Here is a 12,570-nt window from a genome sequence, read left to right on the forward strand (position 1 = left end):
CCGGAAATTGCCTCATCCAGTGAGGCGAACGTCATCCTTGCGCAAATCAGAACGGCTTATTCGTACTTCATGATGAACGTCGCGTCGGCATTTGCCTGACCCGGCGTAGCGCTGGTGGCTGTGGCTTTGTAACGCGCAGAGAAACGCAGGGTGTTGGTCCCTTCTACCAGCGCCTGAGCGGTAGAGAAGGTGGCTCCATCCGGCTTCAGCGCGGTGGACGTATTGTCCAGAATTTCAATCCCGACACCGCTGGCAGTGGTACCGTTGTCTGCAGAAGTGACGGCCAGCAGGTTGTTGTTGGTGATGTCGGATTGACCAGAGAAAGCCACGGCTGCGGTTGCGGCAACTTTCGGATCACAGTCGTTCAGCACGATTGAGAACGGAATTTGCGCCGTTGTATCGCCAACTGCGGTAAAACTGGCGGTACGATACTGGCCTAAGGTGACAACCTGATCGGATGACTGAGTACTGACTGCACAGGCTGCATTGACCAGTTCACCTTCAAAATGCACAGTACCGCCGCTAACGCTTACCGGATCGGCTGCAACCGCTGCACCTGCAACTAACATCAGGCTGGCAATAACAGAAGAGGTCATTAATTTACGTTTCATGGATTTCCCTTGAATTACACACATCCGGTTCCGGCGTCCTGCGGGATCCGTTTGAATCATTATCGACATTAAATGTCAGGCTAATTATCTCTGCATCCTGTAAAGATATATATCGCAAGAGAATTAGCTAACCTTTTACCCCAACTCTCCTGAGTATTTGATTCACTAATTAATCTTCGCGAATATGACTATTCGTCACAGGGTTAAATTAAACATTTCAATTAATGAAAAATACCTGCAAATCCTTTTATTGACCCTGGCCAATTCTTATTGGGACCTAAGAAAAATCTGGGTGAATATTACTTAAATCCTTCCATAAAGGTACGTAACAGACTGGTTTATGGCGCATTACCCCTGAAAACACCAGGGTGATGAATTGTTTCATTCACGTTAATTTTAATTCGCATGCTCATTAATTATCCGGGGGACTTCAGCCTCTGAACTGACCCCGTTCGCGGACCGCGGTGATCCCTATCGCACGTAAAAACGCAAACGAAAACTGACAGCACGCCCCGCTTCTGACAAAATAGTGGCATCCCCTTCGGTTTAACGTAACAGACGGAATTCTCTCTCTGATGGCAGCAAAGATTATTGACGGTAAAACGATTGCGCAGCAGGTGCGCTCTGAGGTTGCTCAAAAAGTTCAGGCGCGTTTAGCGGCTGGATTACGCGCCCCAGGCCTGGCTGTTGTGCTGGTAGGTAGCAACCCGGCTTCGCAGATTTATGTTGCGAGTAAACGCAAAGCCTGTGACGAAGTGGGGTTTGTCTCCCGCTCCTATGACCTGCCTGAAACCACCAGCGAGGCGGAGCTTCTTGAGCTGATCGATACGCTCAATGCAGATACCACCATCGACGGTATCCTGGTACAGCTGCCGTTGCCGGCGGGTATCGACAACGTGAAAGTGCTGGAACGTATCGCACCAGATAAAGACGTTGACGGTTTCCACCCGTATAACGTCGGTCGTCTGTGCCAGCGCGCGCCGCGCCTGCGCCCATGTACTCCGCGCGGTATTGTTACCCTGCTTGAGCGTTACAACATCGATACCTACGGTCTGAATGCCGTGGTCATTGGCGCCTCGAATATTGTCGGTCGCCCAATGAGTATGGAGCTACTGCTGGCTGGCTGCACCACCACCGTCACCCACCGATTCACCAAAGATCTGCGCCGCCACGTAGAAAATGCTGACCTGCTGATTGTTGCCGTCGGTAAACCGGGCTTTATTCCTGGTGAGTGGATCAAAGAAGGTGCGATTGTGATTGATGTCGGCATCAACCGTCTGGAGAATGGTAAGGTTGTTGGCGATGTGGTCTTTGACGATGCGGCCGCACGAGCGTCATATATCACGCCGGTCCCCGGCGGCGTAGGCCCAATGACGGTCGCCACACTTATCGAAAACACGCTGCAGGCGTGTGTTGAATATCATGATGTAAAGGACGTTTAAGATGGCCACATTTTCACTGGGTAAACACCCACATGTTGAACTCTGCGATTTGCTGAAGCTGGAAGGCTGGAGCGAAAGCGGCGCCCAGGCAAAAATTGCTATTGGCGAAGGGTTAGTGAAGGTCGATGGCGTTGTTGAAACGCGTAAACGCTGCAAAATCGTTGCCGGACAGACCGTCAGCTTTGAAGGCCACAGCATTAACGTCGTGGCGTGACCCTAAGTGCCGGATGAGGTTAACACCGTATCCGGCCACTTCCCCCTCTCGTTTTCAGATAATGACTTCATCCCCACTTCACAGTGAACTGATAGCATGTTGTTTTTCAACACGAAGCGATCATCATGCCCACTATCGTTACCCACGCGGCCGTTCCGCTCTGTTTAGGCTTAGGTCTCGGACTTAAAGTCATCCCCCCACGATTACTGTTTGCTGGCGTCGTTCTGGCCATGCTGCCAGATGCCGACGTGTTGTCATTTAAGTTCGGCGTCGCCTACGGCAATGTGTTTGGCCACCGGGGATTTACCCACTCACTGCTGTTCGCCTTCGTGGTACCGCTGCTCTGCGTCTTGATTGGCCGACGATGGTTTAAGGCGGGATTGATTCGCTGCTGGCTATTCCTGACAGTTTCACTGCTGTCCCACAGTCTGCTGGATTCTGTCACCACCGGCGGCAAAGGCGTCGGCTGGCTGTGGCCGTGGTCGGATGAACGCTTCTTCGCGCCATGGCAGGTGATTAAAGTCGCCCCGTTTGCGTTATCACGCTACGCCACGCCGTACGGGCACCAGGTGATCATGTCGGAGTTGATGTGGGTATGGCTGCCGGGAATCGTAATGATGGGTGTGCTGTGGTGGTATCGGAAACATTAATCTGCCGGATGCGACGCGATGCGTCTTATCCGGCCTACACGGCCCGGTAAGCGTAAGCGCCACCGGGCATTACAGAGTTACTTACGACGCCAGGTGGTACCCTGCGGGCCGTCTTCCAGCACGATGCCCATCTCGTTGAGACGGTCACGCGCGGCGTCAGCTGCCGCCCAGTCTTTCGCCTTACGTGCATCCAGACGCTGTTGGATTAACGCTTCAATTTCAGCAACTTCACCGTCATCCGCCTGCGCACCGCTTTGCAGGAACGCTTCTGGATCCTGTTCCAACAGACCCAGTACGCTGGACAGCTTACGCAGATGCGCAGCCATGCCGTTAGCCGCCGCCATATCTTCACCCTTCAGACGGTTAACCTCACGCGCCATATCAAACAGCACGGAGTAGGCTTCCGGGGTGTTGAAGTCGTCGTCCATCGCTTCAATAAAGCGCGCTTCAAAGGCTTCGCCACCGGCTGGCGCAACGGATTTGTCGGTGCCACGCAGCGCGGTATACAGACGCTCCAGCGCAGAACGCGCCTGCTTGAGGTTCTCTTCGCTGTAGTTTAACTGGCTACGGTAATGCCCAGACATCAGGAAGTAGCGAATGGTTTCGGCGTCGTAGTATTTCAGCACATCGCGAACGGTAAAGAAGTTGCCCAGCGATTTGGACATTTTCTCGCGGTCAACCATCACCATCCCTGAGTGCATCCAGTAATTAACGTACTCACCGTCATGCGCACAGGTGGACTGAGCGATTTCGTTTTCATGGTGCGGGAACATCAGGTCCGAACCGCCGCCGTGAATATCAAAATGGTTACCCAACTGCTTGCAATTCATCGCCGAACATTCGATGTGCCAGCCCGGACGGCCTGCGCCCCACGGAGACGGCCAGCTCGGCTCGCCTTCTTTGGACATTTTCCACAGCACGAAGTCCATCGGGTTGCGCTTCACATCTACCACGTCAACGCGCGCGCCTGCCTGCAGCTGATCCAGATCCTGGCGCGACAGCTGGCCGTAGTTCGGGTCAGTCGGCACGTCGAACATCACGTCGCCGTTATCAGCAACGTAAGCGTGACCTTTGGCAATCAGCTGTTCAGTGATTTCGATAATTTCAGCAATATGGTGCGTAGCACGCGGCTCCAGATCCGGGCGCAGAATATTCAGCGCATCGAAATCGCTGTGCATTTCCGCGATCATTCTGTCGACCAACGCCACAAAGCTTTCGCCGTTTTCATTCGCGCGCTTGATGATTTTGTCATCAATATCGGTAATGTTGCGCACATACTTCAGCTTATAGCCGAGGAAGCGCAGATAGCGCGCGACGACGTCGAAAGAAACGAAGGTACGTCCGTGGCCAATATGACAGAGATCGTAAACGGTAATACCACACACGTACATGCCGACTTCCCCGGCATGAATAGGTTTGAATTCCTCTTTTTGGCGCGTCAGTGTATTAAAGATTTTTAACATCGAAGATTCCGTGTAGACGTGTGTGGATAGTAAAGTCTGTATAATACCCATAATTTAGACCGGAAGCAGCACACTTTGCGAGGTGATCGCAGCTTGCGGTTATGCTATAACACACCCCTAACTCTGACCCTTGACGGGGTCGAAGCACCAATCTATCGGAACAGGATGCAAAAATGGTTACTTTCCACACTAATCACGGCGATATCGTAATCAAAACGTTTGATGATAAAGCGCCTGAAACAGTTAAAAACTTCCTGGACTACTGCCGCGAAGGTTTTTACAACAACACCATTTTCCACCGTGTTATTAACGGTTTCATGATCCAGGGCGGCGGTTTCGAGCCAGGCATGAAGCAAAAAGCCACGAAAGAAGCGATCAAAAACGAAGCGAACAACGGTCTGAAAAACACCCGTGGTACGCTGGCGATGGCGCGTACTCAGGCTCCGCACTCCGCAACCGCACAGTTCTTCATCAACGTTGCAGACAACGACTTCCTGAACTTCTCCGGCGAAAGCATGCAGGGTTGGGGTTACTGCGTGTTCGCTGAAGTTGTTGAAGGCATGGACGTGGTTGATAAAATCAAAGGCGTTTCCACTGGTCGCAGCGGTATGCATCAGGATGTGCCAAAAGAAGACGTTATCATCGAAAACGTGACCGTCAGCGAGTAATCGTGGCGACACTGTTTATTGCAGATCTTCACCTCTGCACAGAAGAACCGGCGATCACCGCCGGTTTTCTGCGTTTTTTAGCCGGTGATGCGCGAAAGGCCGATGCGCTATACATTCTTGGCGACCTGTTTGAAGCCTGGATTGGCGACGACGATCCTAATCCGCTGCATCGTGAAATGGCCGCGGCGATAAAATCACTGACTGATTCCGGCGTTCCCTGCTTTTTTATTCACGGCAACCGTGATTTTCTGCTCGGTAAACGTTTTGCCCGTGCGAGCGGCATGACCTTGCTTCCCGAAGAAAAAGTGCTCGACCTGTATGGCCGCAAGGTGCTGATCATGCATGGCGACACCTTATGCACCGACGACGCAGGCTATCAGGCATTTCGCGCCAAAGTGCATCAACCCTGGTTACAGAAGCTGTTCCTCGCTCTGCCGCTGTTCGTTCGCCAGCGAATCGCTGCGAAAATGCGTGCCAACAGCAAAGCAGCCAACGACACCAAATCGCTGGAAATCATGGATGTGAATCAGCAGGCCGTGATTAGCGAGATGGAAAAACATCAGGTTCAGTGGTTAATTCACGGCCATACCCACCGCCCTGCCGTCCACGAGCTTACGGCCAATGAGCAACCCGCTTTCCGCGTGGTTTTAGGCGCATGGCACACCGAAGGTTCGATGATCAAAGTCACCCCTGACGACGTTGAACTGATCGCATTTCCGTTTTAATTCTGCAGATACCCAGTTCCTCTTTACACAAAACTATTTGAGTTGCATCGAGGCGGCAAATCTGTGAGTCCCCTGAAGCTTACAAAAGTAAGTGACTGGGGTGAGCAGATGTAGCCAACAAAGAGGCCGCTTGAAGAGTGAAGTGCAAAGCGCGCAATCGTTTTCCTTGGCGGTGAATTATGCTATTCTCTGTGGCCTCAAAAGTCGAGTGTAGTGCACCACAGGAGTTTTCAGACGCATGTCTTCCCGCAATAATCCGGCGCGTGTCGCCATCGTGATGGGGTCCAAAAGCGACTGGGCTACCATGCAGTTCGCCGCCGAAATCTTCGAAATCCTGGACGTTCCGCATCATGTTGAAGTCGTCTCCGCCCACCGCACCCCAGACAAACTGTTCAGCTTCGCCGAAAGCGCTGAAGAGAACGGTTATCAGGTGATTATTGCCGGAGCCGGTGGCGCAGCGCATCTGCCGGGCATGATTGCGGCGAAAACGCTGGTGCCTGTTCTCGGTGTTCCGGTGCAAAGCGCAGCGCTGAGCGGCGTAGATAGCCTCTACTCCATCGTTCAAATGCCGCGCGGTATTCCGGTCGGCACGCTGGCTATCGGCAAAGCGGGCGCGGCAAATGCGGCCCTGCTGGCAGCACAAATTCTGGCTACACACGATAAAGAACTGCATCAGCGTCTGCATGACTGGCGCAAAGCGCAAACCGATGAGGTGCTGGAAAACCCGGACCCGCGAGGTGTCGCATGAAGCAGGTCTGCGTACTCGGCAACGGACAGCTAGGGCGCATGCTGCGTCAGGCCGGTGAGCCGCTGGGCATTGCGGTCTGGCCCGTCGGGCTGGACGCTGAACCGGCTGCGGTCCCTTTTCAGCAAAGCGTGATCACCGCTGAGATTGAGCGCTGGCCGGAAACGGCACTCACCCGCGAACTGGCACGCCACCCGGCGTTTGTTAACCGCGACGTCTTCCCGATTATTGCCGACCGTCTGACGCAAAAGCAGCTTTTTGACAAGCTCCGTCTGGCGACCGCACCGTGGCAGCTGCTGGCAGATAAAAGCGAATGGTCTGCGGTATTCAACAAACTCGGCGAGCTGGCGATTGTGAAACGTCGCGTCGGCGGTTACGACGGACGTGGACAGTGGCGTTTACGCGCAAATGAAACCGAGCAACTGCCGGACGACTGCTACGGCGAGTGCATCGTCGAGCGGGGAATCAACTTCTCCGGTGAAGTCTCCCTGGTTGGCGCTCGTGCGCACGACGGCAGCACCGTGTTCTATCCGCTGACCCATAACCTGCATCAGGACGGTATTCTGCGCACCAGCGTGGTATTCCCACAGGCTAACGCCAGACAGCAGGAACAGGCTGAAGCAATGCTCTCTGCCATCATGCAGGAGCTGGGCTATGTCGGCGTGATGGCGATGGAGTGTTTCATCACCCCGGAAGGTCTGCTGATTAACGAACTGGCTCCGCGCGTGCACAACAGCGGGCACTGGACGCAAAACGGTGCCAGCATCAGCCAGTTTGAGCTGCACCTGCGCGCCATTACCAACCTGCCGTTACCGACGCCGGTGGTGAACCATCCTTCGGTGATGGTAAACCTGATTGGTAGCGACCTGAACTACGACTGGCTGAAGCTACCGCTGGTGCATCTGCACTGGTATGACAAAGAGGTGCGTGAAGGGCGTAAGGTGGGTCACCTGAACCTGAGCGACAGCGATACCGCACGCCTTAGCGCGACGCTGGAAGCGCTTATCCCCCTGCTGCCGCCGGAATATGCCAGCGGTATTATCTGGGCGCAGTCAAAACTGAAATAAGAAGACATGGGGCGTGCATACACACGCCCCTTTTTTTACAGACAAATACAGGTTCCGGCTTTGCCTGCCAGCGTATCTTCAATGCGTGACAGCGCGCCAATCCATGCTGGTTTTCCCCGTCGTTTCACGTATCCGCTTACGGCTGTGACCTTAGGCCCCATCGAACCATCAGCTTTAGCAAACGGCGCCAGTTCATCAGGAGAGGCCTGACGGATCGCGCGTTGCTCCGGCGTCCCCCAGTTTTCATAGACCGCATCGGCATCGGTCAGAATGACCAGACCATCGGCATCGATCTGTTCAGCCAGCAACGCCGCAGCCAGGTCCTTATCAATGACCGCTTCAGACCCTAATCCTTCGCCAGTGACTGGCACGCCGCCGCCCCCGCTACAAATCACCACATGCCCTTCTTTGAGTAAGAGCTTAATGGCATCGCTTTCTACGATCTGGCGAGGTTCTGGCGAAGCGACAACACGCCGCAGGTATTTGCCGTCACGCTTCATATGCCAGCCGTAAGTCGCTTCCAGTTGCGTTTGTTCTTCGGGCGAATACACCGGGCCGATAAATTTTTCCGGTGCCATAAATGCAGGATCGTCCTCGGATACCACAATCCGCGTTAACACCGTGGTCACCGGCGGCATTTCCGGTTCTGCGGTCAGGCTCTGCGCCAACATATAACCGATCATGCCCTGCGTCTCGGCCACCAGCACATCTAATGGATAAGGCTCGACCTCCTTCCAGGCAAGGTTCTGTAACGACAGCAGGCCAACCTGCGGTCCGTTGCCATGTACGATTGCCAGGCGATACGAACGCGCCAGACGCGCCAGAGCGGGTACGGCGCTGGCAATATTACGATATTGATTTTCTGCCGTTAGCGCCTCGCCGCGCTGCAATAATGCGTTGCCACCAAGAGCAACAACCAGCGTTTTCATTCCCTATCCTTCTATGATTTGTTGTCCAAGCCAGAACCCCAACAAGGTGTCTGCGCCGGAGGTATGCCCAAGCGCCAGCAGCGAATTTATCGCCGCATCCAGCCTTTCCTGGCGATGCAGAGCATGGGTGAAGTGGAGTAAAGGTGAAGCGAAGTACCCTAGCGCCGCGTAGCGCAAGTAGCTCACGCTAACCACGGTCGTCGCTTGTTCAAGGTTGCCGGAATAATCAAAGAAACGGTGACCGGAGTCCTTATTCAGCGCACCAAAATACCAGGCGGCCAACAGCATGCCAGTCAACGTGTCATCATGGCTTGGCGTTAAACCAGGTCCCTTGCCCAACCACTGCCGCCAGTCTGTCGACAAACCGGCAAGCGCCGAGAAGAAGCAGTGGCGGAACTGACGCAGCTCGGGACACAAAGGCAGGCTTGCCGCCAGCATTAACGGTCCGAATAATCCCGTTTCCTCGCCGCGCTCCATCCAGCCCGGAGCAAGGCGCGCGGCATGTGGGCGATAGGTTATTTGCAATGAACAGCAGCGCTGAGGTTGACGTAAAAGATACTGTCCCAACACAATCCCCTCGGGGACAGCCAGAGGGGTTTCACTACCACTTAACGACGTACGCAGCGCATCAAAGTCATGTGCGCGGATCACCCATCCTCCTGGGCTAAAGCCGCTTCCCTGGCGGTGCAGCGTTAACAGTGCGCCCCCTTCGGCTACAAGGTTAATCGAGCGTCGCCAGACACCAGACAATTGCCATGACTGGCGAAAATCCGCAGACTGCTGGCTGCCCATCAGAGGATGGATGATCATCATGCGCGCCTCTTTTAGCTAATGCCCATGCTTTCAGCCAGCGCTTCCAGTGCCAGCTCAAAGCAAGCGAGCGGCGCACGGACTGTACCTGCACCGATCTGGCCAATACCGGCCTCTTTATGGGCAATACCAGTATTGATCAGCGGCGTGATCCCCGTTTCGACCACGCGACGGATATCAAGTCCCAGACAGGCCCCCTGGAAATCCCAGCCGGGGATCTGTAGCTGCATATTGCGCTCCAGATAGATTTCCGCCATCTCTTCGGAGACGGATTTTGCGGCTTCCATTCCTCCGGCACCGACAAAACGCGTTACGCCAGGCGCGGCAATCATCGCCGCACCGCCAATACCAAAGGTTTCAGTGATGGCGCTATCACCCATATCCGGGTTAGCCTGTTCCTGCGAAAAACCAGTAAAGAACAGTCCCTGCGGCGTGTTAACAGGTGCGGTAAACCAGCGATCGCCAAGTCCGCTCACGCGAATACCGAACATGTCGCCATTACGGGTCATTGCCGTCACAATACTGCCAGAACGCACCTGCGCCCCGGCGTCCATTGCCGCTTTGCAGTAAGCCATCGCCAGGTTGAGGAAGAACTGGTCGGTTACACTCAGGAAATCCATCACCTCAGCAATCTGCTGCTTATCATGTTCCAGACGGGCAATTTGTGGTGCCAGCGTACGCATCAACAGAGCTGAAGAGGCAATATTGCGCTGATGGAACTCATCGCCCATCGTAATGCCCTGTGCCATCATGGCGGTCAGGTCAATACCCTGCTCCAGTGTGCCCAGCGCTGCGCTTAAGACCGGCATCAGAACATCACGCATCCAACGTAAACGCTGCTGGACATCCTCACCGTACGCGCCGAAGCGCATCACTTTGCCGATGCCTTCATTGAGATTGCAGTAAGCCCTGTTCCCTTCGGTGATATTTTCCACCACCAGCATCGGCATGCTGGCAGAGGTAATTCCACCCATTGGCCCCACGGCATTAACATGATGGCAAGGTACAAAGTTGACTTTCCCCTGCTCCAGTAATGCCAGCGCACTTATCTCATCATCAGCCCACCCTTCAAACAGGCATGCACCAATGCAGGCCCCTTTCATCGGGCCGGTCATCTCTTGCCAACGCATTGGCGGTCCTGCATGAAGCAGTGTTTTCCCCTCATTGAGTTCGCTGATTAACGAGGACGCGGGTTGCACATCCAGCCAGTGTGGACGCGCACGACGAATTTGTTCGATTACTGCAGCATTGGCTTGCGCCACTGATGTAAACATTGGAACCCCTTATTGCAAACGTTCTAATAAACAAGCCAGTTTTTTATTACCGCCAGCGACAGGCGCCCACTGGTAATGCACCACAGGTTTTTCTGCCGCCTGTAAATCCAGTGCAAAACTGCGTAACCCGGCATTAATGACCGCCACTTTTTCCAGTAGCGCAGGTGCGGATTGATGAGATAACGGTTGAACTGTTCGAATCAGTTCAGCGGCAAGTAGTGTTGCCTCAGGCAGTGAATTCACCACGGCGATACCGGCATCTTCCAGCGTGGCAATTTGCAGTGAACGGCACTGCGGATCGCGCTCGGTGCCGGTGACCGTCGCAATGGCAAACAGCGGTTGATCGCTATCTCGCGCAGCACACGCTTTCTGCCAGGCCTGAGCCAGTGATGCAGCCGGGTCGGCTGTCGCACCGTAGCCAATCACAACATCCACCAGCAGCACCCTAACCTGCGGCTGCGAACCCAGATCCGTAATAAGCTGATTACGTAATGCGGGATCGATCATCGGATGCGGACGCCCGACGGTGTAAAAATCATCACCCAGATCGATAATCTGATGCCCGGCGGCATCCAGCATCATCCCGTGGTGGTGTTCTGCATCCGCCGGGACATTCAGGTGACCGGCCAGCAGCCCCGCCGCTTCAGCAGCCAGCGTACCTCCGGTATACAGCCCCCTGATTACGCCATCTCCTGTAGCGAAAAGCGCACTGCGTCGCGCAGTCACTCGCGCCAGTAAACAGGCAAGACGGGCTGCATCATCCAGCGTCGCTGCAAACCAGACGTTCTCGTCTCTGGCAACCGCAGAGACATAACCTAAAAACAGGGCGACAACAGGTTTGCCCGTGGCTTTCATCGCCGTAACCATACGCTGGCGAACAGCCTCCGCTGGTGGTTTAGAGACAAATGCCAACACCTGGCTTTTATCATCTGCACCGAGCATTTCCAGTGCGGTAAGTGCGCTAATTCCGCCCACCTCGGCACTTAGGTCTCGTCCCCCCAGACCAATGGCGTGAGTAATACCTTCACCAGCCAGTGCTATCTGTGAACAGAGCTCCTGAATCCCTGTACCGGATGCACCTATCACACCGATGTTGCCTTCCGGCATCACGTTGGCAAAAGCCAGCGGCGTACCGGCGATCATGGCGGTTCCGCAGTCCGGTCCCATCACCAACAGACCTTTATCTTGTGCGCGGCGCTTGAGATTGATTTCATCTTCCAGCGTGACGTTGTCGGAGAACATCATGACGTTCAGGTTACGATCCAGCGCCTGGTTCGCCAGTTCTGCCGCATATTCGCCCGCAACAGAAATTAACGTCATATTCGCCTCAGGCAGTTTCTGACACGCGCTTTCCCAGCGTCTGACCTGCAGGAGCGCTTGACTCCCCCCGGTGGCCTGCGCCAACTGCTGCAACGACTCATCCAGTTGCTGCAAAATAGCCTGCGTAATACTTTCATCAGCCGTTTCAGTACGAATAGCCACGCAAATATCATTCGGCGTTGCCTGATTAAAATCGTCATGCCAAAACCCGGTCGTTTCCAGCAACGATTTATTCGCCGGCGTACCCATCATGACCGATACATCGTCTACATTTTCGGACTCACTCAGCTTGCGTGAAATAATCATTAAACTGAGGAAGGTGCGAACAAGTTCCTGATATGAGATCATCATATTCATCCGGAGCGCATCCCAGAGGGACATCATGAGCCATCAACTCACCTTCGCCGATAGTGAATTCAGCACTAAGCGCCGTCAGACCCGAAAAGAGATTTTCCTCTCCCGCATGGAGCAGATTCTGCCATGGCAGAATATGACCGCTGTCATCGAGCCGTTTTATCCCAAGGCGGGCAATGGCCGACGGCCCTATCCGCTGGAGACCATGCTGCGTATTCACTGCATGCAGCATTGGTACAACCTGAGCGACGGTGCCATGGAAGATGCCCTGTACGAAATCGCCTCCATGCGCCTGTTT

14 protein-coding genes are annotated in these 12,570 nt (G+C 54.5%); 8 read left to right on the forward strand and 6 right to left on the reverse strand.

Features of this window, described 5'->3' with window-relative positions; translation table 11 throughout:
- Positions 1 to 56: 56 nt before the first annotated feature.
- Positions 57 to 611, reverse strand: coding sequence for a type 1 fimbrial major subunit FimA (gene fimA / locus OGY18_RS16970; protein WP_032934356.1), 555 nt, complete (start codon positions 609 to 611; stop codon positions 57 to 59).
- Positions 612 to 1,186: 575 nt separating this feature from the next.
- Between fimA and folD the strand changes: the two genes are divergently transcribed.
- From folD to OGY18_RS16985, 3 genes are all read left to right on the forward strand, one after another.
- A complete protein-coding gene (gene folD, locus OGY18_RS16975) occupies positions 1,187 to 2,053 on the forward strand; it encodes a bifunctional methylenetetrahydrofolate dehydrogenase/methenyltetrahydrofolate cyclohydrolase FolD (RefSeq protein ID WP_003831112.1) in 867 nt (288 codons plus the stop codon).
- A gap of 1 nt (position 2,054) precedes the next feature.
- Positions 2,055 to 2,267, forward strand: a complete 213-nt coding sequence (gene ybcJ, locus OGY18_RS16980; protein ID WP_003831111.1) for a ribosome-associated protein YbcJ — start codon at positions 2,055 to 2,057, stop codon at positions 2,265 to 2,267.
- A gap of 125 nt (positions 2,268 to 2,392) precedes the next feature.
- Positions 2,393 to 2,917, forward strand: a complete 525-nt coding sequence (locus OGY18_RS16985; RefSeq protein ID WP_003831110.1) for a metal-dependent hydrolase — start codon at positions 2,393 to 2,395, stop codon at positions 2,915 to 2,917.
- Between the two features lie 77 nt (positions 2,918 to 2,994).
- Here OGY18_RS16985 and cysS read toward each other — a convergent pair whose 3' ends face one another.
- Positions 2,995 to 4,380 carry a cysteine--tRNA ligase gene (gene cysS / locus OGY18_RS16990; protein WP_003831109.1) on the reverse strand — a complete coding sequence of 462 codons (1,386 nt, stop codon included), beginning with the start codon at positions 4,378 to 4,380 and terminating at the stop codon, positions 2,995 to 2,997.
- Between the two features lie 173 nt (positions 4,381 to 4,553).
- Here cysS and ppiB point away from each other — a divergent pair, with 173 nt between their 5' ends.
- The 4 genes from ppiB to purK all read left to right on the forward strand — a co-directional run bounded on the left by ppiB (position 4,554) and on the right by purK (position 7,585).
- Complete coding sequence (gene ppiB / locus OGY18_RS16995; RefSeq protein ID WP_003021875.1) at positions 4,554 to 5,048, forward strand: peptidylprolyl isomerase B; 495 nt, start codon at positions 4,554 to 4,556, stop codon at positions 5,046 to 5,048.
- Positions 5,049 to 5,050: 2 nt separating this feature from the next.
- Positions 5,051 to 5,773, forward strand: coding sequence for a UDP-2,3-diacylglucosamine diphosphatase (gene lpxH, locus OGY18_RS17000; protein WP_003831108.1), 723 nt, complete (start codon positions 5,051 to 5,053; stop codon positions 5,771 to 5,773).
- Positions 5,774 to 6,011: 238 nt separating this feature from the next.
- On the forward strand, positions 6,012 to 6,521 hold the full coding sequence (gene purE, locus OGY18_RS17005) for a 5-(carboxyamino)imidazole ribonucleotide mutase (protein ID WP_008784000.1): 510 nt from the start codon (positions 6,012 to 6,014) through the stop codon (positions 6,519 to 6,521).
- Positions 6,518 to 7,585 (forward strand): 5-(carboxyamino)imidazole ribonucleotide synthase, encoded by a 1,068-nt coding sequence (purK, locus tag OGY18_RS17010; RefSeq protein WP_286553728.1) that lies wholly within the window; start codon positions 6,518 to 6,520, stop codon positions 7,583 to 7,585. The genes purE and purK overlap by 4 nt, the downstream gene beginning before the upstream one ends.
- A gap of 35 nt (positions 7,586 to 7,620) precedes the next feature.
- Here the strand turns inward: purK and OGY18_RS17015 are convergent, their stop codons facing one another.
- From OGY18_RS17015 to OGY18_RS17030, 4 genes are read right to left on the reverse strand one after another with little or no spacing between them, the layout of a single operon-like run.
- Entirely contained in the window at positions 7,621 to 8,514 is an 894-nt protein-coding gene (locus OGY18_RS17015) for a carbamate kinase (protein WP_286553731.1), read from the reverse strand.
- 3 nt (positions 8,515 to 8,517) lie between these two features.
- Positions 8,518 to 9,327, reverse strand: a complete 810-nt coding sequence (locus tag OGY18_RS17020) for an oxamate carbamoyltransferase subunit AllH family protein (RefSeq protein WP_286553733.1) — start codon at positions 9,325 to 9,327, stop codon at positions 8,518 to 8,520.
- Positions 9,328 to 9,338: 11 nt separating this feature from the next.
- A complete protein-coding gene (locus OGY18_RS17025) occupies positions 9,339 to 10,598 on the reverse strand; it encodes a YlbE family protein (protein ID WP_003831103.1) in 1,260 nt (419 codons plus the stop codon).
- A 9-nt stretch (positions 10,599 to 10,607) separates the two neighbouring features.
- A complete protein-coding gene (locus tag OGY18_RS17030) occupies positions 10,608 to 12,269 on the reverse strand; it encodes an acyl-CoA synthetase FdrA (protein ID WP_286553736.1) in 1,662 nt (553 codons plus the stop codon).
- A 31-nt stretch (positions 12,270 to 12,300) separates the two neighbouring features.
- Here OGY18_RS17030 and OGY18_RS17035 point away from each other — a divergent pair.
- A partial coding sequence (locus OGY18_RS17035) for an IS5/IS1182 family transposase (protein WP_032256280.1) occupies positions 12,301 to 12,570 on the forward strand: 270 nt, incomplete at its 3' end.

The sequence above is a fragment of the Citrobacter sp. Cpo142 genome (genome assembly GCF_030332425.1).
Taxonomy (GTDB): domain Bacteria; phylum Pseudomonadota; class Gammaproteobacteria; order Enterobacterales; family Enterobacteriaceae; genus Citrobacter; species Citrobacter portucalensis.

Bases quoted from the DNA above. Each gene is read 5' to 3' on its own strand.
- fimA (WP_032934356.1), bottom strand. From the start codon at position 611: ATGAAACGTAAATTAATGACCTCTTCTGTTATTGCCAGCCTGATGTTA.
- folD (WP_003831112.1), top strand. From the start codon at position 1,187: ATGGCAGCAAAGATTATTGACGGTAAAACGATTGCGCAGCAGGTGCGC.
- ybcJ (WP_003831111.1), top strand. From the start codon at position 2,055: ATGGCCACATTTTCACTGGGTAAACACCCACATGTTGAACTCTGCGAT.
- OGY18_RS16985 (WP_003831110.1), top strand. From the start codon at position 2,393: ATGCCCACTATCGTTACCCACGCGGCCGTTCCGCTCTGTTTAGGCTTA.
- cysS (WP_003831109.1), bottom strand. From the start codon at position 4,380: ATGTTAAAAATCTTTAATACACTGACGCGCCAAAAAGAGGAATTCAAA.
- ppiB (WP_003021875.1), top strand. From the start codon at position 4,554: ATGGTTACTTTCCACACTAATCACGGCGATATCGTAATCAAAACGTTT.
- purE (WP_008784000.1), top strand. From the start codon at position 6,012: ATGTCTTCCCGCAATAATCCGGCGCGTGTCGCCATCGTGATGGGGTCC.
- purK (WP_286553728.1), top strand. From the start codon at position 6,518: ATGAAGCAGGTCTGCGTACTCGGCAACGGACAGCTAGGGCGCATGCTG.
- OGY18_RS17015 (WP_286553731.1), bottom strand. From the start codon at position 8,514: ATGAAAACGCTGGTTGTTGCTCTTGGTGGCAACGCATTATTGCAGCGC.
- OGY18_RS17020 (WP_286553733.1), bottom strand. From the start codon at position 9,327: ATGATGATCATCCATCCTCTGATGGGCAGCCAGCAGTCTGCGGATTTT.
- OGY18_RS17025 (WP_003831103.1), bottom strand. From the start codon at position 10,598: ATGTTTACATCAGTGGCGCAAGCCAATGCTGCAGTAATCGAACAAATT.
- OGY18_RS17030 (WP_286553736.1), bottom strand. From the start codon at position 12,269: ATGATGATCTCATATCAGGAACTTGTTCGCACCTTCCTCAGTTTAATG.